This window comes from Nonomuraea dietziae (assembly GCF_014195505.1).
GTDB lineage: Bacteria > Actinomycetota > Actinomycetes > Streptosporangiales > Streptosporangiaceae > Nonomuraea > Nonomuraea roseola.
In genome coordinates, this window is record NZ_JACIBV010000001.1 from 7,075,133 (window position 1) to 7,100,295 (window position 25,163).

The 25,163-nt window shown below is 70.2% G+C and carries 21 protein-coding genes; 13 read left to right on the top strand and 8 right to left on the bottom strand.

Annotated elements, in window-relative coordinates; genetic code table 11:
• Window positions 1–164: 164 nt before the first annotated feature.
• A complete protein-coding gene (locus FHR33_RS33785; protein ID WP_183656461.1) occupies window positions 165–1,235 on the bottom strand; it encodes a PLP-dependent cysteine synthase family protein in 1,071 nt (356 codons plus the stop codon).
• 236 nt (window positions 1,236–1,471) lie between these two features.
• On the opposite strand from FHR33_RS33785, the gene FHR33_RS33790 reads away from it, so the two are divergent.
• Complete coding sequence (locus FHR33_RS33790; protein WP_183656464.1) at window positions 1,472–2,068, top strand: sigma-70 family RNA polymerase sigma factor; 597 nt, start codon at window positions 1,472–1,474, stop codon at window positions 2,066–2,068.
• Here the strand turns inward: FHR33_RS33790 and FHR33_RS33795 are convergent.
• Both FHR33_RS33795 and FHR33_RS33800 read right to left on the bottom strand, forming a co-directional pair.
• Window positions 2,065–2,931, bottom strand: a complete 867-nt coding sequence (locus tag FHR33_RS33795; protein ID WP_183656467.1) for an anti-sigma factor RsbA family regulatory protein — start codon at window positions 2,929–2,931, stop codon at window positions 2,065–2,067. The two genes, FHR33_RS33790 and FHR33_RS33795, sit on opposite strands and share 4 nt — an antisense overlap.
• Before the next feature lie 24 nt (window positions 2,932–2,955).
• On the bottom strand, window positions 2,956–3,792 hold the full coding sequence (locus FHR33_RS33800; RefSeq protein ID WP_183656470.1) for an EamA family transporter: 837 nt from the start codon (window positions 3,790–3,792) through the stop codon (window positions 2,956–2,958).
• A gap of 26 nt (window positions 3,793–3,818) precedes the next feature.
• Here FHR33_RS33800 and FHR33_RS33805 point away from each other — a divergent pair, with 26 nt between their 5' ends.
• The 8 genes from FHR33_RS33805 to FHR33_RS33840 all read left to right on the top strand — a co-directional run bounded on the left by FHR33_RS33805 (window position 3,819) and on the right by FHR33_RS33840 (window position 10,498).
• The gene (locus FHR33_RS33805; protein ID WP_312895838.1) at window positions 3,819–4,412 is read left to right on the top strand and encodes a helix-turn-helix domain-containing protein; all 594 of its coding nucleotides are present in this window, start codon (window positions 3,819–3,821) and stop codon (window positions 4,410–4,412) included.
• Window positions 4,413–4,503: 91 nt separating this feature from the next.
• The gene (locus tag FHR33_RS33810; RefSeq protein ID WP_183656472.1) at window positions 4,504–4,809 is read left to right on the top strand and encodes a hypothetical protein; all 306 of its coding nucleotides are present in this window, start codon (window positions 4,504–4,506) and stop codon (window positions 4,807–4,809) included.
• A gap of 32 nt (window positions 4,810–4,841) precedes the next feature.
• Entirely contained in the window at window positions 4,842–5,630 is a 789-nt protein-coding gene (locus FHR33_RS33815; protein WP_183656475.1) for a polysaccharide deacetylase family protein, read from the top strand.
• Window positions 5,627–7,126 (top strand): helicase HerA-like domain-containing protein, encoded by a 1,500-nt coding sequence (locus FHR33_RS33820; protein ID WP_183656478.1) that lies wholly within the window; start codon window positions 5,627–5,629, stop codon window positions 7,124–7,126. Before FHR33_RS33815 ends, FHR33_RS33820 begins: the two co-directional genes overlap by 4 nt.
• A gap of 29 nt (window positions 7,127–7,155) precedes the next feature.
• Window positions 7,156–7,806, top strand: coding sequence for a DUF2461 domain-containing protein (locus FHR33_RS33825; RefSeq protein ID WP_183656482.1), 651 nt, complete (start codon window positions 7,156–7,158; stop codon window positions 7,804–7,806).
• Window positions 7,807–7,809: 3 nt separating this feature from the next.
• On the top strand, window positions 7,810–8,985 hold the full coding sequence (locus FHR33_RS33830) for a sensor histidine kinase (protein ID WP_183656485.1): 1,176 nt from the start codon (window positions 7,810–7,812) through the stop codon (window positions 8,983–8,985).
• Between the two features lie 10 nt (window positions 8,986–8,995).
• Entirely contained in the window at window positions 8,996–9,652 is a 657-nt protein-coding gene (locus tag FHR33_RS33835) for a response regulator (protein WP_183656488.1), read from the top strand.
• Between the two features lie 108 nt (window positions 9,653–9,760).
• Window positions 9,761–10,498, top strand: coding sequence for an FkbM family methyltransferase (locus FHR33_RS33840; RefSeq protein ID WP_183656491.1), 738 nt, complete (start codon window positions 9,761–9,763; stop codon window positions 10,496–10,498).
• Here the strand turns inward: FHR33_RS33840 and FHR33_RS33845 are convergent.
• Both FHR33_RS33845 and typA read right to left on the bottom strand, forming a co-directional pair.
• Window positions 10,483–13,035, bottom strand: a complete 2,553-nt coding sequence (locus tag FHR33_RS33845; protein WP_183656494.1) for a hypothetical protein — start codon at window positions 13,033–13,035, stop codon at window positions 10,483–10,485. The genes FHR33_RS33840 and FHR33_RS33845 overlap by 16 nt on opposite strands.
• Window positions 13,036–13,133: 98 nt before the next feature.
• Window positions 13,134–14,987 (bottom strand): translational GTPase TypA, encoded by a 1,854-nt coding sequence (typA, locus tag FHR33_RS33850; protein ID WP_183656496.1) that lies wholly within the window; start codon window positions 14,985–14,987, stop codon window positions 13,134–13,136.
• A 186-nt stretch (window positions 14,988–15,173) separates the two neighbouring features.
• Between typA and FHR33_RS33855 the strand changes: the two genes are divergently transcribed.
• Window positions 15,174–15,935 carry a hypothetical protein gene (locus FHR33_RS33855; RefSeq protein WP_183656499.1) on the top strand — a complete coding sequence of 254 codons (762 nt, stop codon included), beginning with the start codon at window positions 15,174–15,176 and terminating at the stop codon, window positions 15,933–15,935.
• On the opposite strand, the gene FHR33_RS33860 is transcribed toward FHR33_RS33855, so the two are convergent.
• Window positions 15,898–16,503, bottom strand: a complete 606-nt coding sequence (locus tag FHR33_RS33860) for a TetR/AcrR family transcriptional regulator (protein ID WP_183656502.1) — start codon at window positions 16,501–16,503, stop codon at window positions 15,898–15,900. The two genes, FHR33_RS33855 and FHR33_RS33860, sit on opposite strands and share 38 nt — an antisense overlap.
• 200 nt (window positions 16,504–16,703) lie before the next feature.
• Between FHR33_RS33860 and FHR33_RS33865 the strand changes: the two genes are divergently transcribed.
• From FHR33_RS33865 to FHR33_RS33875, 3 genes are read left to right on the top strand one after another with little or no spacing between them, the layout of a single operon-like run.
• Complete coding sequence (locus FHR33_RS33865; protein WP_183656505.1) at window positions 16,704–19,112, top strand: helix-turn-helix transcriptional regulator; 2,409 nt, start codon at window positions 16,704–16,706, stop codon at window positions 19,110–19,112.
• A 55-nt stretch (window positions 19,113–19,167) separates the two neighbouring features.
• Complete coding sequence (locus tag FHR33_RS33870) at window positions 19,168–19,443, top strand: hypothetical protein (protein WP_183656508.1); 276 nt, start codon at window positions 19,168–19,170, stop codon at window positions 19,441–19,443.
• A 9-nt stretch (window positions 19,444–19,452) separates the two neighbouring features.
• The gene (locus tag FHR33_RS33875; protein ID WP_246452264.1) at window positions 19,453–20,229 is read left to right on the top strand and encodes an alpha/beta hydrolase; all 777 of its coding nucleotides are present in this window, start codon (window positions 19,453–19,455) and stop codon (window positions 20,227–20,229) included.
• Window positions 20,230–20,394: 165 nt separating this feature from the next.
• On the opposite strand, the gene FHR33_RS33880 is transcribed toward FHR33_RS33875, so the two are convergent.
• Together FHR33_RS33880 and FHR33_RS33885 are read right to left on the bottom strand one after the other, a co-directional pair.
• A complete protein-coding gene (locus FHR33_RS33880; protein WP_183656511.1) occupies window positions 20,395–21,828 on the bottom strand; it encodes an aldehyde dehydrogenase in 1,434 nt (477 codons plus the stop codon).
• Between the two features lie 110 nt (window positions 21,829–21,938).
• Window positions 21,939–24,986: a M14 family metallopeptidase gene (locus FHR33_RS33885; RefSeq protein ID WP_221241362.1), complete on the bottom strand. Its 3,048-nt coding sequence runs from the start codon at window positions 24,984–24,986 to the stop codon at window positions 21,939–21,941.
• Window positions 24,987–25,163: the final 177 nt, after the last annotated feature.

Genomic DNA, 25,163 nt, shown 5'->3' on the forward strand with positions numbered 1-25,163 from the left:
AGCACGCGAGCCCCGCGCCGTACAAGGCGCGGGGCTCGCGTCCGTCCTGGCCCCTGCCGGGGCCTGCGCCTTCACGCGGGCCGCTCGTCGTGAAGGAGGCCACCGGAGTCCCGCTGGGCGGGTGTCTTCGGCGGAACCGCGGCGAGGCCGGCGTGCCTGCCGTCCTAGCTGGTCAGGAAGGAGCGGAAGGCCGCGAGATCGGCGGAGATGTCGATGCCCTTGGCTGCCAGCCACGCGTCGTCGCCGTAGGTGCCTCGGTAGCGGTCGCCGCTGTCGCAGATCAGCGTGACGACGCTGCCCTGGTCACCCGCCGCCCGCATCTCGGTGATGAGCTGCACGGCCGCGGCCACGTTGGTGCCGGTGGAGCCGCCCACGTCGCGGCCCGTGACCTCGCGCACCCAGCGCATCGCGGCGATCGAGGCCGCGTCGGGCACCTGGATCATCCTGTCGATCACACCGGGCAGGAACGAGGGCTCCACCCTGGGCCTGCCGATGCCCTCGATGCGCGAGCCCGGCGCGCCGACCTCCTCGCCCGTGGTCCACGACGGGTAGAACGCCGAGCCGGCGGGGTCCACGACGGCCAGGCGCGTGTCGTAGCGCCGGTAGCGGATGTAGCGGCCGATCGTGGCCGAGGTGCCGCCGGTGCCCGCCCCGACCACGATCCACTCGGGCTCCGGGAAGGGCTCCATGGCCATCTGCGCGTAGATCGACTCGGCGATGTTGTTGTTGCCGCGCCAGTCGGTGGCGCGCTCGGCGTTGTTGAACTGGTCCATGAAGTGGCCGCCGGTCTCCGCGGCGATCCTGTGCGACTCGTCGTAGATCGAGGACGGATCCTCCACGAGGTGGCACTTGCCGCCGTAGAACTCGATGAGCGAGATCTTCTCGGGAGAGGTGGTCGCCGGCATCACCGCGACGAAGGGCAGGCCGACGAGCCTGGCGAAGTAGGCCTCGCTGACCGCGGTGGAACCGCTGGAGGCCTCGACGATCGTGGTGGTGGGGCCGATCCACCCGTTCGCGAGCCCGTAGAGGAAAAGGGAGCGGGCGAGGCGGTGTTTGAGTGAACCGGTGGGGTGGACCGACTCGTCTTTCAGATAGAGGTTTACCCCCCAGTGCGGGGGCAGCGGAAACACATGGAGGTGAGTGTCAGAGCTGCGGTTGGTGTCGGCCTCGACCCTACGAATGGCCTCAGCCACCCAGCGCCGGGCTCGACTGTCGTGTCGGTCCACGTATTCCATGGTCAATACGCTATCTCATGTGACTCTGACCACTATTCAGGCAAAATTGAGTAGAGAGTGTTACGATAATGAGACTTGTCCGGCCGTGGACGTGATGGTGCACGCCGCGAGCATACGGACCAAATGGCCCCCTGACCAGGTAGAACCCCTAACGCCGCCCTTACGCCGGGCTTGCGAGGATGGTTACGCCTGGGCGATTGACAGGCATCCGGGGGGAGAGCACGGAGGGGGATTCCATGATCACTATGACCGATGAGCAGCGCCAGGACTGGTTCGAACGCGACGTCGTTCCGGTGACCTCACAGCTGTTCGCCTCCGCGATGCGCCTTACCCGCAACACGGCCGACGCCGAGGACCTCGTCCAGGAGACGGTGGCGAAGGCGTACACGTCCTATCACCAGTTCCGTGAGGGCACCAACCTCAAGGCATGGCTGCACCGCATCCTGACCAACAACTTCATCAACGACTACCGCAAGAAGCAGCGCTCGCCGAAGCTCGCCGCCGCCGAGGAGGTCGAGGACTGGCAGCTGCACGCGGCTGAGTCGCACATGTCCAGCGGGTTGAAGTCGGCCGAGACCGAGGCGCTTGAGCGGCTGCCCGACAGCGCGGTGATGAACGCGCTGCGCGCCCTTCCCGAGGACTTCAGAGTCGCTGTCTACCTGGCCGACGTGGAGGGCTTTCCCTACAAGGAGATCGCCGAGCGCATGGGCACCCCCATTGGCACCGTGATGTCGCGTCTGCACCGCGGCCGGCGCCAGCTGCGCTCCATGTTGGAGGGGTACGCCCTCGAGGAGGGCGCCTTGCGCCTTCCCGCCCAGCGTGCCGCCGCCTAGATTCTCATGTGCAGGCGCACGCGCAGGCCGTCGCTGTCGGCCCGTACCAGCACCTGATCGCACAACTGACGACTTATCCAGAGCCCGTATCCCCGAGGGGATTCGGGCTCTGGCGGTATGTAGCCGGGTAAGGGATCGTCCAGTTCGCCGCCGCCCGGATCGAGGATCTCGCACACCACCTCGTCGCCCTCCGTCCACATGGCGACCGTGCCGTGGCCTGCGCCGTGCTCGACGCTGTTGGCGGCGATCTCCGAGACGCTCAGCACGAGGGAGGCGACGAGGTTGCGGTCCATGCCCGCCTGCCTGGCGAAGTCGGAGACGCTCCTGCGCAACCGGTTGAGCGTCCGGGCGGCGAACGGCGTGATCACCGTGGTGCCGTTCGGCTCGGGGAGCGGGGCGAGGTCGCCGTCGAGCACCAGCGACCACGGCTCCACGTAACGGGTGCTGAGCACCTCGGGGTGGGTCAGGTAGGCCCGCGAGGCGAACTCCGTGCGATAGAGGCACAGCAGCGTGGCGTCGACCCCGCCCAGCGCCGCGTTGGTGATCGACTCGTAGCGGATCCACTCCCTGGACTCGCGTTCGTCCCAGCCCTCCCACGGCGGCTCGCCGACGACCAGCGTGCGCCTGCCGCGCATGTAGTCGAGATAGGCGGCCAGCGTGCGGTGCGGGTGACCGTACCAACGGCTGGCGAGCCTGGTGTCGACGTCGAGGCCCAGCAGCGCGAGCTTGGCCTCGTCGGTGACCACCAGCACCTGCCTGCCCTCGGCCAGCGCGTGCCGCACCCTGGGCAGGACCATCCGGAGGAAACCCTCATCGGAGTCGTACGGCACGGCGACATGCCTGAACGTCCGATGGGCGCGCACGGCCAGACCGTAACAAGCGCTTGACTAACTGGCAACGGCTATCAGTGCGACCGCGCCGAGCGCGAAGGCGACGCCCGCCATCTGGATCGCCTGCAGCCGCTCGCCGAGCACGTATCGCGCGAGCACCAGCGTGCTGGCCGGGTAGAGCGAGACCAGCACGGCGACCAGGCTGAGCAGGCCCTGCTGCTCGGCCAGCAGGTACAGGACGTTGGCCGCCATGTCGAGCACCCCGGCCAGCGCGATGATGCCGAGGGCGCCCCCGCCAGGCTTCAGCGTCCTGCGGGTGACGACGGCCAGCAGGACCACCAGGCTGATCGAGGCGAGCCTGGCGCCGACGAGGGGCCACAGACCGCTGCCGTCGGGCGCCTGGGCGAGCAGGATGAAGAAGCCGCCGAAGCCCGCGCCGGCCGCCAGCGCCATGGCGATCGAGGCGGGCGAGGAGGGCTGCTCGGCCGAAGGGCTCCTGCTGACCAGCAGCACCGACAGCAGGGCGAGCACGACGCCCACCACCTGCACGACGGCCGGACGCTCCCCGCTGACCAGCCCGAACAGCACGGGCAGCGCCGCCGAGGTGACCGCTGTCGTGGGCGCCACCACCGACATCACGCCGGCGGCCAGCGCCCGGTAGAACAGCACCAGGCCTGCCGCTCCGGCCGCGCCCGCGCCGAGGCCCCAGCCAAGCGCGGCCTCGGAGGCCGCCCCCGGCAGGACCGGCATCATCGCCAGGACCAGGGCGAATCCGGCTATCTGCGACAGCGCCACGACTGAGAGCACGCGGGAGCGTCTGGTGGCCAGTCCGCCGCAGAAGTCCGCTGTGCCGTACACGATCGCGCAGGCTGTCGCCAGGATCACCGCCGTCATGGGCTCAGTACACCACATTGATAAGAGTGTTCACTACACTGGACTACATGGACCCCGAGACGATCACTGCGGCGATCGCCACCAACGTGCGCGCCCAGCGCGCCCACCGAGGGCTGACACTCGACGCCCTCGCCGCCAGGTCGGGAGTGAGCCGCGGCATGCTCGTGCAGGTCGAGCAGGGCCGTACCAACCCGAGCATCACCACCCTGGTCAGGATCGCCGACGCGCTCAGCGTCAGCGTCGCCCGCCTGCTGGAGGTCTCCGACACCCCGCTGGTGCGGGTGGTGCCCGCCGCCGAGATCGTCACCTTCAAGCAGGGGGAGGGCTCGGCCAGGCTGCTGGTCGGCACCGACGCCCCGGCCATCCTCGAGCTCTGGGAATGGCGTCTCGCGCCGGGCGAGCACCACGACGGAGACGCGCACCTGCCGGGCGCGCGCGAGATGCTCTGGGTGCTGTCGGGCGAGCTGACGCTGAGCGTGTACGGCCAGAGCCACGCCGTCGCGACAGGCGACGCCGTCGTCTTCTCCGCCGATCGCCCACACCGCTACGCCAACCAAGGAGAAGATGAGCTCCGGATGGTGATGGTCGTGAGCGAGCCAAGGGAGACCCCTGATCACTAGGCCCCGAAACCCCGGCGTTCGCGGACTCGATCGTGTCCAAGCTGGGTACATCCCTAGTTGCTGGGACACGTCCTCGACAGGGGGTTGTGCGTTGACTGAGTCCCGTGCGGCGATCGAGAAGCTTCACGCGGAGTTGACCGGCCTGGGGGTGACCAGCGCCTACGAGGTGGGCGACGACGCCACTCTTTCGGTCTGGATCGGGCTTGTCGTGCGGTTCCGTGAGGGGTTCTACCGTTGGCAGGAGGGCCCGGTGAAACGTCGGCATCTGGGTACGGATCCGGTTGGATGTGCCATACGCGTGGCGCGTCGTTACACGGAATTGCAGGCTGATGTCCCAGTCTGGTGGGAGGACCTGGCCAAAGAGCTTCGGGGGGGCTCTGTTCAGGACTATCCGTGATGTGACCCCCCGTGTCGCTTTCGGGGGGAAGCATGCGGGTGTGGTCGGCGCTGCTCGCCTTGGCGCTGGTTGCCGGGTGCACCGCCCACGAGACGGTCAAGGAACCCTCGGCCGTCCCCCTCAACGCCAGGATTCCCGCCCAGCTCGAGCCCGAGATTCTGGCCAAGCTGCTGGCCGCCGTCCAGCCGGACTGGCCGCGGCCTACCGAGCCTGTCGACTGCACCAGGTCCAAGTGCGTGGCGCTGACCTTCGACGACGGCCCCGGTGACCACACGAGGCGGCTGCTCGACCTGCTCGACGAGCGGGAGGCGAAGGCGACCTTCTTCGTGGTCGGGCGGATGGTGGCCGCCGACAGGCACCACAATCTGCAGCGCATGGTCGAAGACGGGCACGAGCTCGGCAACCACTCGTGGAGCCACGCCCAGCTCACCGCGCTGCCGCTGGACGGCATCAGACACGAGCTCCTGCGCACCCAGAACCTGGTGGAGAAGATCACCGGGGTCCGGATGAGGGTGATGCGCCCGCCGTACGGGGCGACCGACGGCAGGGTGGCGGCGGAGACCCGCAGGGAGCGGCTCGCGCAGATCCTGTGGAACGTCGACACCTTCGACTGGCGCGACCGCGTGCCCTCCATGATCGCCCGGCGCGCGGCCAGGGCGACGAAGGGCTCCATCGTGCTGCTGCACGACATCCATCGCACGACGGTGCAGGCCGTGCCCCACCTGATCGACACCCTGGCCAAGCGTGACTACAGGTTCGTCACCGTCTCCGAGCTGTACGGCGGGACGCCCGATCCAGGCAGGAAGTACACCGAACGATGACGCAAGGCTATGACTTCGAGGGGCCCGCGCTGCAGCTGGGCGTCCTCATGGAGAACGGCGAGCCGCGTCCCGGCGCGCCCGTCAGGGTGCCGCTGCGGATGTTCAACAGGCACGGGCTGGTGGCCGGAGCCACGGGCACGGGCAAGACCAAGACCCTCCAGCTGATGGCCGAGCAGCTGTCGGAGCAGGGAGTACCGGTCTTCCTCGCCGACATCAAGGGCGACCTGTCGGGCATGGCCTCGCCAGGCGAGCCCTCCGAGGGACTGCTCGAGCGGACGGCGGGCATCGGCCAGGACTGGTCGGGCGTCGCCTGCCCCGTGGAGTTCTACGCGCTGGGCGGGCTGGGCGAGGGCGTGCCGCTGCGCGCCACGATGACCGCCTTCGGGCCGACCCTGCTGTCCAAGGTGCTCGAGCTGAACGAGACCCAGGAGTCCTCGCTCGGCCTCATCTTCCACTTCGCCGACACCAACGGCCTGCCGCTGCTGGACATGAAGGACCTGAGGGCGGTCATCCAGTACCTGATCGACAACCCTGACGTGCTGAAGGGCGTCGGCGGGCTGTCGAAGCAGACGGCGGGGGTGATCCTGCGCGCGCTGACCAACCTGTCGGCGGAGGGCGCCGACCGGTTCTTCGGAGAGCCCGAGTTCGACACCCACGACCTGCTGCGGGTCACGCCCGACGGCAGGGGAGTGGTCTCGATCCTGGAGCTGCCCTCGGTCCAGGACAGGCCCCTGCTCTTCTCCACCTTCCTGATGTGGCTGCTGGCCGACCTGTTCAGCGACCTGCCGGAGGTGGGCGACCCCGACAAGCCCAAGCTGGTGTTCTTCTTCGACGAGGCGCACCTGCTCTTCACCGACGCCTCCAAGCCGTTCCTGCGCTCGATCACCCAGACCGTGCGCCTGATCAGGTCGAAGGGGATCGGCGTCTTCTTCGTCACCCAGACGCCCAAGGACGTGCCCGCCGACGTGCTGGCGCAGCTCGGAGCGAGGGTCCAGCACGCGCTGCGGGCCTTCACCCCGCAGGACGCCAAGGCGCTGAAGGCGACGGTCTCCACCTTCCCGCACTCCTCCTACGACCTCGAGGAGCTGCTGACCCGGCTCGGCATCGGCGAGGCGGTCGTGACGGTGCTGTCGGACAAGGGCGTGCCGACCCCGGTGGCGTGGACCCGGCTGCTGGCGCCTCGCTCGCTCATGGCGCCCTCGGATCCCTTGGTCGTCGGCGGGATCGTCGCGGCCTCGCCGCTGCGGCCCAGATACGGCCAGGAGATCGACAGGCAGTCGGCCTACGAGCTGCTGGCGGCGAGGGTCGCGCCGCCGCCCGCGGCGCCCGAGCCCGTGCCGTCCTCGCCCGCGCCCGAACCCGCTCCCGAGCAGCCGTCGGTGCTGGAGTCGGTGCTCGGCTCGTCGATCTTCAAGTCGTTCGCCAGGTCGGCGGCCAGCTCCCTCGGACGCGAGATCAGCCGCTCCATCTTCGGTACCGCCAAGCGGCGGCGCTAGGTGTCGGTGCCGCATGGCACGCTGTGAACATGGGATTCACCGGCTTCCCCGACGAGGCCTTCGTCTTCTACGAGGGCCTCGAGGCGGACAACAGCAAGACCTACTGGACCCGCCACCGGCAGCTCTACGAGGAGGCGGTCAGGGCTCCCATGCTGGCGCTGACCGAGGAGCTCGCGACGGAGTTCGGGGCCGCCCAGCTGTTCAGGCCGCATCGCGACGTGCGCTTCGCCAAGGACAAGTCGCCCTACAAGACCCATCAGGGCGCCTTCGTCGACTTCATGCCCGGCATCGGCCTCTACGTGCAGCTCGACGCCTCCGGCCTCTACACCGCGGGCGGCTTCTACTCCACCGCCACCGACCAGGTGGCCCGCTACCGCGCGGCGGTCGACGAGGACCTGTCGGGCAAGCGCCTGCAGCGCATCGCCGACGAGCTCACCGCGAAGGGCTACGCCGCCGAGGGCGACAGGCTGAAGACCAGGCCGCGCGGGGTGCCCGACGACCATCCCCGCATCGAGCTGCTGCGGCACCGTTCGCTCTACTTCGGCCGCCGTTTCGAGCCCGAGCCGTGGGTGCACACCGAGCAGGCCGCCGACAGGGTCCGGGTCACGTGGCGCGACTACAGCGCGCTGGTCGAGTGGGTCTGCACCCATGTCAGGGGCAGCGAGCTGCCTGCCCGCTGACCCATGGTGCTGAGTGCGGCCCACCGCGCCCGGATCCCCGCCTCTGTGCGCTTCGAGCCGCGTCCCATGCTGTGGCGGTGGCCGTTCCTGGTCGCGGCGGGCCTGCTGTTCGCCGGCAACGCGCTGATCCTGCGCGACCCCGCGGGCGTGCTGGTCGCGCTGCTGCTGGCGCTGCCCGTCGCGCTGTGCTGGTACCGACCGATGGCGGCGTGGTGGGTGATGGTGGCGGGGCTCGCCGTCGCCACGCCCTTCACGATGCTCGCGGGCGGGCTCGTCGTGCCGCCCTGGTACCTCAACCAGCTGCCCGTTCCGCTGATCGTGCTCTACGTGCTCGCCCTGTCGGTCCCGCTGAGGGTGGCGCTGCCCGCGCTGACGATCACGCTCGGCGTCGGGTGCGCCATCGCGGTACTGGTCGTGGCCGGTGGGCCGAACACCCCGATGGGCGCGCTGACCTGGGCGCTTGCGCTGGTCGTGGCGCTGCTCCTCGGACACGCCAGCAGGGCGCGGAGGGAGAGCACGCTGCGGATCGCCGACGAGCGCGGCCTGCGGAGGGTGCTGGAGGATCGCGCGCGGATCGCGCGCGACCTGCACGACGTCGTGGCCCACCACATGTCGGTGATCGCGGTCCAGGCGGCGACCGCGCCCTATCGGATCGGTGAGGGGATGTCCGAGCGGGTGGCGGAGGAGTTCGAGACCATCAACGCGGCCGCCCGCTCGTCGCTCGGCGAGCTGCGGCAGCTGCTGGGCGTGCTGCGCGATCCGTCGGCGCCGCAGCCGGGGCTGGCCGAGCTGCCGGGGCTGGTCGCCGCCACGCGGAGCGCCGGGCTCCCCGTACGGCTGGAGCTGCCCGATCCGCTGCCCGACCTGCCGGAGGAGGTGTCCCAGGCGGCCTACCGGATCGTGCAGGAGTCCGTGAGCAACGTGGTCAGGCACGCGGCAGGGGCTTCCACCGTGGTCCGCGCCCACCTCGACGAGAAGGGCGGCGGTCTGGTGGTCGAGGTGGTCAACGGGCGGCCGGCCGCGTCGCTGCCGCCGCTGCGGTCGGGTAGCGGCTTGGCGGGCATGCGCGAACGGGTCGCCGCCCTCGCCGGTTCGTTCACGGCCGGCCCGGACGGCGAGGGCGGCTTCGCGGTGCGGGCGATCCTGCCCCTGGAGTTCGATGGCGAGCCGGCACGGTGAGGTGGTGACGATGATCTCGGTTCTGGTCGCGGAGGACCAGGGCATGGTCCGCGCGGGGTTCGCGGCGCTGTTGGCCGCTCAGCCCGACATGCGGGTCGCGGGGGAGGCCGCCGACGGGATGGCGGCGGTCGAGGCGGCGCGCGAGCTGCGACCCGACGTCGTGCTCATGGACATCAGGATGCCGCGCATGGACGGCCTCGAGGCCACCAGGCGGATCATGGCGGCCGGGCAGGCGACGAAGGTGCTCATCCTCACCACCTTCGACGTCGACGACTACGTCTACGCGGCCCTGCGGAGCGGCGCGAGCGGGTTCCTGCTCAAGGACGCGCCGCCGTACGACCTGATCAACGGGGTCAGGGTGGTCGCCGCCGGCGACGGGCTGCTCGCGCCCTCGGTCACCCGCAGGCTGATCGAGGAGTTCGCCGCGCGGCGGCCGGCTGACACCCGCGAGGCGCTGAGGCTCAACGCGCTGACCGCCCGCGAGACCGACGTGCTCAGGCTGATCGCGGGTGGGCTCGCCAACGCGGAGATCGCCGCGGAGCTGACGGTCGCCGAGGAGACGGTGAAGTCGCACGTCGGCCGCCTGTTCGGCAAGCTCGGCCTGCGCGACAGGGCCCAGGCCGTGGTGTTCGCCTACGAGAGCGGGCTGGTCGTCCCCGGCGGGTGAGTGCCTCCGTAGGGGGAGCCCGAGACCGAGCGGTGCGCTCCACGGAGGGATCCCCACGCACCCTTCGCCTTCCTACCGTCTCCCTGTCACCACACGGACGGGGAGATCATGTTGACGAGACTGGACCTCATGGCAGGCGCCTTCCGCGCGGGCGCCGCGCTGGCGCTGAGTGAGCCGGAGATCCGCGGGCTGGGCCGGCTCGTCCGGCAGGGCGACGTCTGCTTCGACATCGGGGCGGCCTACGGCATGTACACCTATCCGCTGGCCGCGCTCGTCGGGCCCGGCGGTCAGGTGCACAGCTTCGAGCCGCTGCCCAATCCCTTCCGGCTCCTGGCGGCGGGGCGCCGCGCCTCGGGGGCGGAGCGCATCCGCGTCAACAACGCGGCGCTCGGCCCCGCGCCCGGCCGCGAGCTCATGACCCTGCCCTACCGGTTCGGCCTGCCCATCCACGGCTGGGCCCATCTGCGGACCGGCCAGCGCCGTCCGGGCCGGCCGATCTCCTTCTCCTCCACCAGGACGCTGAAGGTGGAGGTGCGGGGCGTCGACGAGTACTGCGAGGACCACGGCATCGACAGGGTCGCCTTCATGAAGGTCGACGTGGAGGGGTTCGAGGCCAGGGTGCTGGAGGGCGCGGCGCGGACCATCGACAGCCACCGCCCTTCGCTCCTGCTCGAGATCGAGGACCGTCACCTCGACAAGTACGGCATGACCTCGGCCGACCTGGCCGACCCGCTGCGCGAGCGCGGCTACCTCATGTACGCCTGGCACCGCGGCCGCTGGGCCAGGGTGAACTCGGTGACGACCGCGCGGCGCAACTACCTGTTCGCGGCTCAGGGCGGGCTCTGACTCGTGGAGGAGCCGCCCTTGAGGATGCGGTCGACGGTGTTGCCCGCGGCCGAGGTGGCGGCCGCCGTGCCAGCCGCGATCACGACCGCGACCACCGGGGTGGCCAGGCTGCGCACGCTCCTGATGTTGCGCACCCTGGCCCACGGCTCGCCCGCGACGTACATGATCCGCCACTCCCAGTAGAGGCCGAGGCCGATGCTGACCAGCGCCACCTGTCCGACCACGATCGCCAGCACCTGCAGCTTGTCCCAGCCGCCGATGTCGGGGTCGACGAGCGCGGGGATGTAGGCCGACAGCTCGGTGACCAGCGCCGCGCTCATCAGGTAGAGCGCCTTGGTGACCGGCTGGGTGCCCCTGATGCGGGGATAGAAGTAGCCGTAGACGAACCCGAAAGCCGACAGCGCGACCAGGAAGCGCGAGTCGAACACCCAGCTCGTCAGCTCGACCCCCGAGGGCCAGCCGTAGATGAGCGCGAAGGGCATTGACAGCAGCACGCTGACGACGAAGGCCGCCAGGCCGTTGTGCCACGGCGAACAGCCCGCGGAGGAGGCGAAGGCGGTCTCGGTGTGCGGAGGGTCCCTGGTGAGGGCCTCGTCGAGGACGAGACGCTGCTGCTCGAAGTCCTCCATCGTGATCTCGCCCGTGCCCAGCCTGGACCTGCCGAGCCGATAGAGCTCCTGCTCCGACACGTGCAGCAGCCGCCGGTGCAGCGCCTGCCTGATCAGCTCGCGGTGTTCGAGGCGGGAGGCGGGCTCGGGGATCTCGGGCCTGGGCCCGCTCAGCAGCCAGCCCGCAGCGGCCCACGCCACCAGCGAGGTGATGGCCAGCGACGGCAGCGGCAGGTCGATCACGCTGGATCCCGCCTCGGCGCGCGGGGTGAGATAGAGCACCATCAGGCAGACGAGCACCGTCGCCTGGACCGCCGGGTCCGCCATGGCGGACAGCTCGGAGCCGAGGCGGCGCAGCCTGAGCACGAACAGCACGAAGGTCAGCAGCAGCAGTCCGAGCACGCCGCGGGTGACCTCGTTGAGCGGCTGACCGAGCACGGGAGGCAGCGGGCTCTTGGGCGGCTGCTGGTCGGGCTGCACACTCCACGAGCCGGTGTCGAGCCACTCGGTGGGCCAGCCGAGCAGTAAGAGGCTGCCGAGCACCGCCACCACGATCGCCGTGCGCGACCACGACCGCGTGGCGACCGCCGCCCCCGAGATGGCGATCAGCGACCAGCACAGCGCGAGGACCAGCCGTACGCTGTCGGGCGGGTAGTAGCCGCCGCTCATCAGCGCGCGCACCCACAGCGCCAGCGCCAGCGCGCCGACGGCGACGCCCGCCGTCACCCCCGCCATCCTCGCGATCAGGACGGGGATGCCGAGATCGCCGCCGAAGGCGACCGCCGAGCCCGCAGCCGCCAGCGCCGCCGTCACGGTGCCCACGACCAGGGTCTGCGGCGGCACCTGCCCGTGGATGAACGACCAGGTCAGCATGCCGCTGGCGACGAGCACGCCGATGAGGGTCACGAGCAGCGCGTCCATGGAGCTCCATGGGGGCGGCCCCGGCACGACGCGGCGCGCGTGCCGCAGCGCCAGCACCGGCAGCGCGCCGAAGAGGATCACCGGCCCGAGGTACGGCATGTCCGCCATGAACATCGCCGCCGCGAGCGCCACCGCGCACAGGCCGACGCCCGCGACCAGCTCGCGGTTGGACCGGCGCCGCCACCAGATCGGCCCGAGCGCCCTGACCATGTAGACCGTCAACGCGATCGCGGTGAAGACGCTGAGCACGGGGGTCCACGAGAACAGGTCCTGCGGCACGGCGTCAGGCCTGCCGTACGTCTTGTGGGCCAGTTGGAGGCGCACGGGGCTCGCGTGGGCGGTGAAGTCGAGCCGCCCCGCCTCCTCGCGCTCGGGAGTCACCCTGTCGGCCCTGAACACGACCCACTGGGGAGAGATCACCGCGATCTCCCGCTCGGACACCGCCCCGGGCGCGGTGGGCGGAAGGAGGTCGAGCGTGGGCAACTCGTCCTGCCCGATCTGGCGCAGCAGCGTGAGGGTGAAGCGGATGGTGGTGCGCTCGCCCGAGGTCGACAGCACGGGCGCGAGCCTGGTGGTGGGGGCCAGGACGGCGCCGCCCTCGGCCTTCACCGCGCCGAGCTGCCGGTCGGTGAAGCCCTGGATGTCGTCGGGGAAGGCGCCCTCCGAGCGGAGGATCGCGGCCTGCGGGTCGGTGCTGTCGAGCACGAGACGATGCTCGACGACGATCTTCAGCTGTCGGAGGCGCTCGTCGATCTTGCCCTGCGGGACCGCGGACAGGTCGGCGTCCGTCGCGTCGGTGACCCTGATCTCGGTGACCAGCTCGGGAGGGGTGCGCGGGGTGTGCTCCTGCAGCCCGTAGGTCTCCAGCAGGGAGGGTGAGTGGGGGGCGGGGCGCGGGACCGCCGTGGTGACCGGCCTGGCCTCGACCACGCACCAGACGATCGCCCCTATGGAGAGCGCGGCGAGCGCGTACCCGACGATCTTCCGCAGCCAGCCCACACCCAGCATGATCCACGGCATACGGTAACGGAGTGGTTACCGGGGAGCACCAGCAGGAGCACGATGGCCGCCGCCCTGTGGACAGGACGGCGGCCGAGGCGAGGGCGTCAGTTGGTGCGCTTGGCGCGGGCGGCGGACCTGCCGCGGGTGGACGCGTCGAGCACCACCTTGCGGATGCGGACGTTCTCCGGCGTGATCTCCACGCACTCGTCCTCGCGGATGAACTCCAGCGCCTGCTCGAGCGAGAGCACCCTCGGCGGGATCAGCGTCTCGGTGACGTCGGCCGTGGAGGAGCGCATGTTGGTGAGCTTCTTCTCCTTGGTGATGTTGACGTCCATGTCGTCGGAGCGGGAGTTCTCGCCGACGATCATGCCCTCGTACACCTCGGTGCCGGGGGAGACGAACAGGATGCCGCGCTCCTGCAGGTTCGTCATCGCGAAGGCGGTCACGGGCCCCGAGCGGTCGGCGACCAGCGAGCCGTTGTTGCGGGTGCGCAGCTCGCCGAACCACGGCTCGTAGGCCTCGAAGACGTGGTGCACCAGGCCGGTGCCGCGCGTCTCGGTGAGGAACTCGGTGCGGAAGCCGATCAGGCCGCGGGCGGGGACCACGAACTCCATGCGGATCCAGCCGGTGCCGTGGTTGGTCATGTGCTCCATGCGGCCCTTGCGGACGGCCAGCAGCTGCGTGACCGCGCCGAGGTACTCCTCGGGGCAGTCGACGGTCAGGCGCTCGACGGGCTCGTGGATCTTGCCGTCGATGGTCTTGGTGACCACCTGCGGCTTGCCCACGGTCAGCTCGTAGCCCTCACGGCGCATCTGCTCGACCAGGATGGCCAGCGCCAGCTCGCCACGGCCCTGGACCTCCCACGCGTCGGGCCTGTCGGTGGGGAGCACGCGCAGCGACACGTTGCCGACGAGCTCCTTCTCGAGGCGGTCCTTGACCATGCGGGCGGTGACCTTGGAGCCCTTGACCCTGCCGACCAGCGGGCTGGTGTTGGTGCCGATGGTCATCGAGATCGCGGGCTCGTCGACCGTGATCAGCGGCAGCGGGCGCGGGTCCTCGGGGTCGGCGAGGGTCTCGCCGATCATGATCTCGGGGATGCCGGCGATGGCGATGATGTCGCCGGGGCCGGCCTCCTCGGCCGGCTTGCGCTCGAGCGCGTCGGTCATGAGCAGCTCGGTGATCTTGACCCGCTGGATCGTGCCGTCGGTGCGGCACCAGGCGACCTGCTGGCCCTTCTTGATCGTGCCCTGGTGGATGCGGCACAGCGCGATCCTGCCCAGGTAGGAGGAGGCGTCGAGGTTGGTGACGTGGGCCTGCAGCGGCGCGCTCGGGTCGTAGGTCGGCGCGGGGATCGTCGACTTGATGACGTCGAAGAGCGGCTCGAGGTCCTCGGAGTCGGGCAGCCCGCCGTCGTCGGGACGGTTCAGCGAGGCGCGACCCGCCTTGGCCGAGGCGTAGACGATCGGGAAGTCGATCTGCTCCTCGGTGGCGTCGAGGTCCATGAAGAGCTCGTAGACCTCGTCGACGACCTCCTTGATGCGGGCGTCGGGGCGGTCGACCTTGTTGATGCAGAGGATGACAGGCATCTTCGCGGCGAACGCCTTGCGCAGCACGAACCGCGTCTGCGGCAGCGGGCCCTCGGAGGCGTCGACGAGCAGGACCACGCCGTCGACCATCGAAAGGCCGCGCTCGACCTCGCCGCCGAAGTCGGCGTGCCCAGGGGTGTCGATGATGTTGAGCGTCATGTCGCCGTGCTTGACGGCGGTGTTCTTCGCGAGAATGGTGATGCCCTTCTCGCGCTCGAGGTCGTTGGAGTCCATGACGCGATCGTCGACGTCCTGGTTGGCGCGGAAGGCGCCTGACTGCCAGAGCATGGCATCCACGAGAGTGGTCTTGCCGTGGTCGACGTGCGCGATGATCGCGATGTTCCGCAGGTCGTCGCGGCTGTTCAAAGGCATGATGAGGTCTCACTCTGGGTTCGTGGAAGCTGGCCGCGGGACGTCGCGACACACCCAGTTTAGTTGATCCCGTTACCACCCTTGGTGCGGTGGGCAGAACGAGGCACACTTCACCCTGTGTCCCCCCATCTGCGGCATGTCCGTCACCTGCTCGACAAGGGTCGTTTCCCCTGGGCGCATTCGTACGTGGATCGGCTGATATCCGAGGCGCCCGGCGATCCGGAGCCGCTGTTGCTCAAGGCGCTGATCCTGGATCACGAGGGCCGTTCCTTCGAGGAGCAGGCGCGACGGGCGGAGGCGCTGGGCGGCCGCTACACCCCGCTGCTCGAACGGCCGGCTCCCGCCCCGCCTCGGCGCGACGCCCTCGGGGTGTGGGTCTTCTGCTTCCTTCTCCTGACGAGCGTGTTCGAGGTCGCCGGAGAGCGGGTCACCGGCCTCGACCACCTGCCGGGGGGAGGCGCGCCCGGCGTGCTCCTCGCGGTCGCCGCGTGCGTGGCGGGCTGGGCCGCCGTGGTCAGGCTGAGGGGACAGCCGCCCGCCGAGGTGGCCCGGGGGCGGATCGCCGCGGTCAGGGCCTTCTACGCAGGCCTGGACGACCGGAACCTGCGCTTTCGCGCGGGCCTTGCCTCTCTGGCCCTGTTCGTCGTGCCTGTCATGTCGAGCCTGGGGTCCGAGATGATCCCGTTCGTCGCGCCCGCCGTGTCCAGGATCGTCTGGACCGCGATGCTCTGCGTGGCAGGCGCGGCGCTCGCCTGGCTCTTCATGGGGGACGCCCTCCTCAGGGCGTTGCGGGTGAGCGGGGTCGTGCGGGTTAACGTGGTGCTGGCGGGGGCGCTGCTGGCCGTACCGGTGTGGGCGCTCGGCGGCTGGCTGCCGACTCTGCCGTGGGTGATCGCGCTGGGTGTCAGGCTCAGGCGGGAGGGCGCGCTTCAGCGCCGCCCGCGCTGAGGAAGGGCACCAGGTGGCGGCGGGCGAAGGCCCTGGCCTGCTCGTCGTTCTCCAGCGGAATCGCCGACGACGGCGTCAGGAGGAACGACAGGGAGATCCTGATGAACATCTCCGCGATCGCCTCGGCGTCCGGCGAGTCGAGGTGCGAGGCCACGAACTGCCTGGCCACCGCCATGTACGGCTCGGCGCCCGTGGTCAGGTGCGGCAGGATCGTCTCGGGCTCGCCCGCGAGCAGGCGGCCGAGCAGGGAGTGGCCGCGCACCAGGCGCAGCGTCACCGCGAAGCCCTCCACGACCTGCTCGGCAGGCGTGGGCAGCCCCGCGACCGCCTGTTCGAAGTCGCGCAGGAAGCGGCGCAACTCTCTCAGGATGACGCCCTGGATGAGGTCGTTCTTGCGCGAGAAGCGCCGGTAGACGGTGATGCGCGACAGCCCCGCCTGCCTGGCGACGTCGTCCATGGTCGTGCCCCGCACCCCGTACGCCAGGAACCGCGCGTAGGCCGCGTCGAGGATCCGCTCGCTCGCCGCGTCGGTGCCGTCGTCGGCGTGGAGCAGGTCGAGCAGCGTCATGAGACAACAATAGGAGTTTTGTAGCACCATGTCCCCGCCGGCGGTGGGCGAGGGTCCGGGAAGAGATCGAAAGCCCGGAGATGCCGCTCGATGTGCGCGAAGATGAGAGCGCGCCGCTGCTGGACCCGGAACCGCTTGTGCGACCGAGTGATCGCATGCACACTCGCGGTGACGCCTGCCCCATATACCCGGTCGAAGGCATGACATCGCATAACCTCCCGGCTGAACCCAACCGTTTCGTCGGCCGCGCCCGCGACGTCGACGAACTGCGCGGGCTGCTGCGTGACCAGCGCCTGGTCACGCTCTGCGGTGTGGGCGGCATCGGCAAGACGCGCCTCGCGCTGCGCGTGGCGGGCAGCCTCGTCGGCGAGTTCCCCGACGGCGTGTGGCTGGTCGAGCTGGGCAGGATCACCAGCCCCGACCTGGTCGCGCACGAGATCGCGACCGTGCTCGGGGTCAGGGAGGAGCGCTCGCGCCCCGCTCTCGACGGCCTGCGCGTACGGCTGCGCGGCGCGCGGGCCCTGCTGCTGCTCGACAACTGCGAGCAGGTCGTCGAGCGCTGCGCCGAACTGGTGGCCGAACTGCTCGCCGGCTGTCCCGACCTGCGCATCCTGCTCACGACCAGGGAGGCGCTGCGCATCCCCGGTGAGCTGGTCTGGCGGGTCCCACCGCTCGACCTGCCCGACGCGCGCCACCCCGACGCCGAGGCCGTGCTGCTGTTCACCGACAGGGCCATGGCCGCGGGCACCCGCCTGGCCGCCGGCGACTTCGACGACGTCGCCAGGCTCTGCGTGGCGCTCGACGGGCTCCCGCTCGCGCTCGAACTGGCCGCGGCCCGCACGAGGATGCTGAGCCCCGCGCAGATCGCCGACCGGATCGGCGACAGGTTCAGGCTGCTGACCACCGGCGACCGTACGGCGCCCGCCCGCCAGCGCACGCTGCTCGCCACTGTGGAGTGGAGCCACGACCTGCTCACGGCCAAGGAGCGGGTGCTGCTGCGGCGGCTGTCGGTCTTCGCCGGGCACTTCGACCTCGACCTGGTCGAGCAGGTGTGCGCCGACGAGCGGCTGCTTCCCCGCGAGGAGGTGCTCGACCTGCTCGGCGGCCTGGTGGACAAGTCGCTGCTGCTGGCCGACGGCGGCCGCTACCGGCTGCTGGAGACGATCAAGGAGTTCGCCGGCCGGTTGCTGCGCAAGGAGGACGAGCACGTCTGGTTCCGCGACCGCCACCTGCAGGTGGTCTGCGAGATGGAGGAGCGCTGCTTCGAGGCGGGCCTGGCCGCGCCGCGCGCCTCGTGGCAGGAGCGCAGGCGGTACTTCGTGCGCTCGAGGAACCTGGTCGACGACTGCAGGGTGGCGGTCGACTGGGCGGTGGAGTCCGGCAACGCCCTGCTCGGGCTGCGCCTGGCCTACGTGGCCTCGGCCATGCTGGCCGTTCACGGGGAGATCGCCGAAGGCGTCGACTGGTTCGAGAGGCTCCTGCTGCTCGACCTCACCGGCGTGCCTCCCGAGGTGGTCGCGCTCTGCAAGGGCGCTCTGGCCTACGGCATGGAGGCGAGGGACGACCTGGCGGGCTGCGAGCGGGTGGTCGCCGAGGCGCTCAAGGAGCAGGAGAAGGTCCCGCACAGCCTGGGCAAGGGCGTCACCCTGAACGTCGCGGGGGTCCTGCTGCTGCGCACCGGCCAGTTCGACAGGGCCGAGCGGCACTTCGACGAGGTCGTGGCGACCACCAGGCAGCACGACGACACCTTCAACCGCGTCATCGCGCACTCGTGCCTGGCCGTGTTGGCCGGCGTCAAGGGGCAGCTGAGGCTCGCGCAGCGGCACGCGGGCGAGGCGCTGGCCGTCGCCAAGGAGAACGGGCACCCCTGGCACGTCGCGATGGCCACCAGCCAGCTGGCCGCGGTGGCCGAGTGGCGCGGCGACACCGAGGCGGCCGTGACCCACTACAGGGCGGCCGCGGCCATCTTCGACGAGCTGGACAACAGGGTCGAGATGGAGCGCTGCCTGGTCATGGTGGCCAAGGTCGCGATCGCGCGCGGCGACCACGTCACGGCGCGGTGCCTGCTGGCCGAGTGCCTCGCGCTGGCGCAGAGCACCGGCCAGCGGCTGGGCATGGCCAGGGTCCTGCGGGTGCTCTCGCGCCTGGCCGACGTCGAGGACGACATCCAGGGCTCGGTGCTCGCCTCGGCCGCCGCGGTCGCCCTCGCCGAGGAGATGGGCGAGCCCGTGGCGTCGGGCAGGATCGAGCAGGTGCTCGCGCGCGCCCGCGACAGGCTGGGGGAGGGCCGTACGGCGCTGCAGTGGTCGCGCGGAAGGGAGCTCGACCCGGTCGAGATCGCCCGCCTCATTCTGGACGGCAGGCGCGAGCAGGGCCCGCTTCCCGTTCCCGCCGTGGCGGAGGTGCCGCACCCCGTGCTCACCGCCAGGGAGCAGGAGATCGCAGGGCTGCTCACCCGCGGCCTGTCGAACAGGGCCATCGCCGACGAGCTGGTCATCAGCCCCGCCACGGTCGCCAGGCACATCGCCAACATCATGGAGAAGCTGGGCTTCACCTCGCGTTCGCAGATCGCGCTCTGGGCGGTCGAGCACAACCTGGGTTCTGCATAACGGTCTGCATATTACGCCCCATGTGCGGGCGAAGCGCGCTCCCTAGCCTGATCGCATGAGCACAGAAGACCTGCTCCGAAGCCGAGGGCTGCGCCCCGGTGATCGGGTGGTCGTCTGCCTGCCCCGGGGAGAGCACCTCAGCGCGGCGGTGGACGGCGCGATCGCCGTGGGGGCCATCGTCACGGTGCTGCCCGCCGGCTTCGAGGTGGACGAGCACATCAGGGCCAGCGCCGCACGCATCATGATCTCCGACTCCGACGACGCCATCAAGGCGGCGGAGGACTCACGCATCAGGCAGGTCATCGGCAGCCGGGAACTCAAGGGATCATAAGCTCGTCCTATGTCTTTCGCCGCCAACTTCCCCGTCATGCTGAGGACCGACGACGGCGTGCGGATCGACGCCGCGCACACCCCTTCGCGAGGCAGAGGCGATCTGGGCATCGTGGTGGCACACGGCTTCACCGGCTCGTGGCGTGACCGCACCGCGCGCCGCATCGTCCACGTGCTCAGCGGCTTCGGAGGGGTGGTGGCCTTCGACTTCCGCGGTCACGGCCACTCGGGCGGCGAGACGACGGTGGGCGACCTGGAGGTGCTCGACCTCGACGCGGCCGTACGGCACGCGAGGATCATCGGCTACTCCTGCGTCGCCGTGGTGGGCTTCTCGATGGGCGCGGCGGTCGCCGTACGGCACGCGGCCCTCTACCGCGGCGTGGACGCGGTGGCGGCGGTCAGCGGCCCCGCCCGGTGGTACTACAGGGGCACCAAGCCCATGCGGCAGGTGCACTGGGCGATCGAGCGGCCTGTGGGCAGGTGGGCGGCGCGGATGGTCAAGCGCACCAGGATCGCCAGGGGCCGGTGGGACCCTGTCCCGATGGCGCCCCACGAGGCGGCGGGGCTGATCTCGCCGACCCCGCTGCTCGTGGTGCACGGCGACGCCGACACCTTCTTCCCCGTCGACCACGCCCACCAGGTGTTCGACGCGGCCCGTGAGCCCAAGGAGCTGTGGATCGAGCCCGGTTACGGCCATGCCGAATCGGCGGCCACTCCGGCGCTCATCCGCCGCGTCGGCGCATGGATTTCAACTAATGCGACAAAAGATCGAACCTTTCCCGCATGAATCGCGTCTACCTAGGACGTACGGCAGCAACTCGCGAGGGGACCGCCCACGGCGGACGCGGGGCATCACGCTGCCGCGGGTGAACGCCCAGCGTCGCGGGGGCGCGCTGGGTGCAACTCGGCCAGCGGGCTCCGGTACGGCACGCCGTACCGGAGCCTGGAACGGTCAGCCGAGCCTGGAGATCGTCTTGTACTCCAGGTAGCTCGACAGGCCCTCGGGGCCGAGCTCGCGGCCCACGCCGCTGGCCTTGTAGCCGCCGAAGGGCACGTTGGCCTCCAGCATGAAGCAGTTGACGCCGTAGGTTCCGGTGCGGACCTGGCGGGCCACGTCCATGCCATGGTCGGCGTCGGCCGTCCAGACCGTGCCGGCCAGGCCGTAGTCGCTGTCGTTGGCGATGCGGATGGCGTCGGCCTCGTCCTCGTAGGGGATGACCGCGAGCACCGGGCCGAAGATCTCCTCGCGGGCGATGCGCATGTCGTTGGTGACGCCGGAGAAGACGGTGGGCGCGACGTACCAGCCCCGGTCCTGGGGGCGGTCGAGGCCGCCGACGACGACCTTCGCGCCTTCGTCCATGCCGATCTTGATGTAACCCTCGACGCGCTCCTGCTGGCGCTTGGCGACCAGCGGGCCGATGCCGGTGGCGGGGTCGGAGGGGTCGCCGACGGCCTGCGAGGTGACCATGCCCGCCACGGCCTCGACGACCTCGTCGTAGCGGCGGTGCGAGGCGAGGATGCGGGTCTGCGCCACGCACGCCTGGCCGTTGTTCATGAGCGAGGCGATGGCGAGCATGCCCATGCTGGCGGCGAGGTCGGCGTCGTCGAGCACGATCGCCGCCGACTTGCCGCCCAGCTCGAGGCTGCAGCGCTTGAGCTGCTCGCCGCAGATCGCGGCGATGCGACGGCCCGCCGCCGTGGATCCGGTGAAGGCGACCTTGTCCACGTCGGGGTGGGAGATCAGGTGCTCGCCGCTCTCGCGTCCCGCGGGGACGATGTTGAGCACGCCGCCGGGGATGCCGGCCTCCTGCACCATCTCGGCCAGCAGGTAGGCGTCGAGCGGGGTCTCGGGGGCGGGCTTGAGCACGATCGTGCACCCGGCCAGCAGGGCGGGTGCGATCTTGGTCATGGAGACGAACTGCGGGACGTTCCACGGCACCACGGCCGCGACGACGCCCACGGGCTCCCTGCGCACGGTGGAGGGGCCGAACAGGCCAGGACGCTGCTCCTCCTGCTGGAAGGTCCTGCCGTACTCGGCGTAGTACTGCAGCATGCCCAGCGGCTGGGGGGCCTGGGCCAGCTGCGAGAAGGTGATGGGCGAGCCCATCTCCTCGGTGATGAGCGCGGCCATCTCGCCCTGCTTGGCGGCGTAGATCTCGGCGAGCCTGCCGATCGCCTCGGCCCGCTCGGCGAAGCTGAGGCGCGGCCACGGGCCGTGGTCGAAGGCCTCGCGGGCGGCGGCCACGGCGCGGTCCATGTCGGCGGGCGTGCCGTCGGGCACGCGGCCGATGACCTGCTCGGTGTGCGGGTTGACGACCTCGATCGTCCCTGATCCCGCGGGGGCCACCCATTCGCCCCCGATGAACAGCGTGTCGTGCTGGCGCATGTCGTGACCTTCCCGCTTGACCGAGTGCTTGGTTCCCAGGGAGACCGAATCATGTTCTGTGCGGGCACGCAAGAGGGGTACGGCTCCGGCGAGCCGTACCCCCCGGCGGGTTACCTGGGGTCGCCGATCAGGTAGGCCAGCGACCGCTTCACCAGGTCGGTGCGCTGGGCCTGCGTGGTGACGCCCTCGACGCCGTACCCGAGCAGCACGGTGTCCTTGGTGAGGATGCCGCCGCCCTCGTCGAAGACCTTGTCGGTGCGGATCCAGTTGTTGAACAGGGGACCCGAGCCGGGCGGCGGGCCGCTCGCGCTCCAGCCGCCGAAGTCGGACTCGAAGGAGGTCTCCTCGGCCACCGCGCCGTCGAGCGTGACCTTCGCGTCGTCGAGGAAGACGCCGGCCTGGTGGGTGCTCCAGTCGGTGATGGAGGACAGCGAGATCTCGACCTTCTTGCCCGCGTAGGGAGTCAGGTCGATCTTCCACTGCTGCCAGCCCGCCGAGTTGCCCGAAGCGGCGTGCCAGGCGCCGCTGCTGCCTGTCGGCTCGCAGTTCGGCCCCTGGTAGCGAGTGGTGAACGGATGGATCGTCCGCCAGTGCTGGCCGTTGGGCGTGGCGCAGCTCGAACCCGTGGACTGGCTGGTGTGCCCGTTCACGTCGGGCAGCGTCGTCCAGTCGTCCTGGCCGACGGTGTGCGCCTCGACGGTGAAGAAGTCCCAGTCGGCCTCGGTGTCCAGCGAGGCCCAGAACGTCAGGTCACCGCTGGTCTTCCCGGTCAGGTCGATGGTCTTGGTCAGGCGTTTCCACGAGGCGTCGGCGATGCCGCTCTGCACGTCCCACGCGCCCGTGTGCGGGTCGAACGGGCCGCCCGGCCTGTCCCACGTGATGCCCGCCCTGCTCTCGAACTGCGGGAAGGTCGCCACCGGCAGGATCGCCGAGGTGGCCACCCACGAGTTGTTGTGGTCCTGGTTGTCCGCCGAGTCGCCGCCGTTGAGCGTGGCGGTGAAACCGGCGAACGGGCCCTCGGCGCCCTTGAGTCCGAACGGCTCGTGGGTCTGCGGGCTCGTGCCGCCGTTGTCGAACCAGATGTAGGCCCCCAGCCAGTACTGCTGGAAGTCGTTGTTGAGCTCGAAGCACGGCGGGGTGGTGGCTGTCACGCACTCGCCGAGCGCCGCGTCGGGCTGGAAGAAGAAGCCCTGGTTGGCGTGGCGCGCGTAATGGGCGTACTTGCCCGCCGACAGCAGCTTGCCGCCCTCGTTGAGGTAGTCGCGGACCGCGAGCTCGGTCTCGACGCTGTGCCTGGCGATGGTGCCGGGCACCTGCTCGGGGTTACGCGGGTTGATGTCGTCGCCGGTCTCCCAGATCACGGCCTTGTAGTGGCTGAGCACGCCCAGCGGGTGCGGGGCCTTGCGGCCGTTCCTGTCGATGTCGTAGACGTCGGAGCTGTATCCGGCCTCGGAGACGGCCTTGGCGTAGTCGTCGACGTACTTCGACTCCGTCACGCCCTGGGCGGGGCTGATGCCCGTGACGTCCTCGGCCGCCAGGATGAGCACCTTGCCGCCGATGTCGTCGGCCACCTTGTAGGTGAAGTTCGCGCTCTGCTTGGTCAGCGACCTGAACCAGACCTTGACGCTGTCACCCGGCTTGGTGCCGCTGATCTTGCCGCGCAGCCGGTGGTAGTAGACGTCGTAGCCCTTGCCGTAGCGCTCGCCGCCCTTCCACTCGGTGGTCAGGGCGGTTTTGGTGCGTCCGCCGTTGACCTGGTACTGCACGACGACGGGCCCCAGCTTGCGCTTGGCGTTGACCTCCACCACCTGGTCCCTGCCGTGGCTGACCTCGAAGGGGTCGACGACGAAGTCGGGCGTCTTGTTGCCGAGGTGGGTGACGGGTTCCACCGGGTTGGCGGCCGACCTGGCGATGTCGAGGGCGAAGGGGAGGTTCCTCTCGAACTCCGCCTGCACGAGCGCCTCGTCGTCGGGGAAGACGAAGCCGCAGCCCTCGCAGCCCTCGTTCAGCTCGGGCGTCCACGACAGCGTGCCGTACTCGCCGTGGGCGCGGTCGTTGGTGTCGCCGTTGGTGATGTACAGCTCTCCGGCGGCGAGGCCGGGGTTGTACCCCGGTACGGCGGGCTTGGCGTCGGTGCCGGTGAGCGCCTCGTAGACCGGGTTGTCCGCGGTCTCGGTGTACATCTGCCAGCCCGCGGGATAGAGCAGCAGCGGGCCGAAGGAGTGGTAGTTCAGCTGGAGGGCGAACCTGATGCGCCGCATCAGCCCGTCCATGGCCTTGGTCTCGGGCTCGCTGGCCGGGCCCGTGCCCCTGTAGGTCTCGCTGCTGGGGATGCTGGAGGCGCCCTCCTCGTCGTAGTGGAAGTTGGTCGGGAAGTTGCGGTTGGGGTCCACGCCGTCGCCGCTGGCGATCTGCCCGTCGCCGTTGTTGTCGCGCAGGTTCTTGCGCCACAGGCGGTTGCCCTCGGTGAAGGTGAAGTCGTAGCCGTCGGGGTTGGCCACGGGGACGAACCACAGCTCGGTCGTCCTGAGCAGGTCGGCCAGCGCCTTCTTGTTGGCGACCACGTGCTTCAGCAGCCGCATGTCGACCTCGGTGGCGATCCACTCGCGGGCGTGCTGGGTGGCCGAGTAGAGCGCCGCGGGCTTGGCCCCGTCGGGCAGCGTCCTCGCGTGCCTGGTCACCTTGACCGCGAGGATGTCCTGGCCCTTGATCGTCTTGCCGATCGACTGCAGCTTGACGACGTCCTTGTTGGCGTCGGCGATGGCCCGGAGCTGGTCGGCGATGCCGCCCTGCTCGGAGTAGCTGCGGAAGACCGTGTAGCCGCCCGAGGCCTGCGCCTTGGCGGCCTCCAGCTGGGTCTGCCCCTGCGGGTTGCGCACGGGCTCCGGCTTGTGGCCGAGCTTGCCGACCTTGGCCAGGTCGCCCTGGTCCGCGGTGAACTCGATGTGCTCCTTGCCCGCGGCGGCTTCCTTCCGCACGACGTCGATGCCGCTCTCCGCGAGCGCCTGTCCCGTGCCGGGGGTGGCGTCGAGCTGGTAGAGCTCGATCCTGTCCGACGGGGGTAACGGAGGGTCTTCGGAGGCGACGGCCTGGCCCGCCACGAGGGAGGTGGCGAGGCAGGCGGTCACGGCCGCGATGAGGGTGAATGTTCGAGCCAAGTTCTGCCCCTTTGCAGAAGACGGGATGCTCGCAATGTCGCCCTCGGCGATGGTCTCGGCAAGACCCAACTGTTGGCCTGCGACCCGACAAAGTGGTAGATACTTCGCCAAAGGCGCACGAGTTCCACGGTTCGGGTGGCAAGCATCAAGATCATCTTCTATAGTCGCTCCGTCTAT

Bases quoted from the DNA above. Each gene is read 5' to 3' on its own strand.
- FHR33_RS33785 (WP_183656461.1), bottom strand. From the start codon at position 1,235: ATGGAATACGTGGACCGACACGACAGTCGAGCCCGGCGCTGGGTGGCT.
- FHR33_RS33870 (WP_183656508.1), top strand. From the start codon at position 19,168: ATGAGCACAGAAGACCTGCTCCGAAGCCGAGGGCTGCGCCCCGGTGAT.
- typA (WP_183656496.1), bottom strand. From the start codon at position 14,987: ATGCCTTTGAACAGCCGCGACGACCTGCGGAACATCGCGATCATCGCG.
- FHR33_RS33825 (WP_183656482.1), top strand. From the start codon at position 7,156: ATGGGATTCACCGGCTTCCCCGACGAGGCCTTCGTCTTCTACGAGGGC.
- FHR33_RS33835 (WP_183656488.1), top strand. From the start codon at position 8,996: ATGATCTCGGTTCTGGTCGCGGAGGACCAGGGCATGGTCCGCGCGGGG.
- FHR33_RS33790 (WP_183656464.1), top strand. From the start codon at position 1,472: ATGATCACTATGACCGATGAGCAGCGCCAGGACTGGTTCGAACGCGAC.
- FHR33_RS33840 (WP_183656491.1), top strand. From the start codon at position 9,761: ATGTTGACGAGACTGGACCTCATGGCAGGCGCCTTCCGCGCGGGCGCC.
- FHR33_RS33820 (WP_183656478.1), top strand. From the start codon at position 5,627: ATGACGCAAGGCTATGACTTCGAGGGGCCCGCGCTGCAGCTGGGCGTC.
- FHR33_RS33865 (WP_183656505.1), top strand. From the start codon at position 16,704: ATGACATCGCATAACCTCCCGGCTGAACCCAACCGTTTCGTCGGCCGC.
- FHR33_RS33860 (WP_183656502.1), bottom strand. From the start codon at position 16,503: ATGACGCTGCTCGACCTGCTCCACGCCGACGACGGCACCGACGCGGCG.
- FHR33_RS33800 (WP_183656470.1), bottom strand. From the start codon at position 3,792: ATGACGGCGGTGATCCTGGCGACAGCCTGCGCGATCGTGTACGGCACA.
- FHR33_RS33875 (WP_246452264.1), top strand. From the start codon at position 19,453: ATGTCTTTCGCCGCCAACTTCCCCGTCATGCTGAGGACCGACGACGGC.
- FHR33_RS33830 (WP_183656485.1), top strand. From the start codon at position 7,810: ATGGTGCTGAGTGCGGCCCACCGCGCCCGGATCCCCGCCTCTGTGCGC.
- FHR33_RS33815 (WP_183656475.1), top strand. From the start codon at position 4,842: ATGCGGGTGTGGTCGGCGCTGCTCGCCTTGGCGCTGGTTGCCGGGTGC.
- FHR33_RS33880 (WP_183656511.1), bottom strand. From the start codon at position 21,828: ATGCGCCAGCACGACACGCTGTTCATCGGGGGCGAATGGGTGGCCCCC.
- FHR33_RS33845 (WP_183656494.1), bottom strand. From the start codon at position 13,035: ATGCTGGGTGTGGGCTGGCTGCGGAAGATCGTCGGGTACGCGCTCGCC.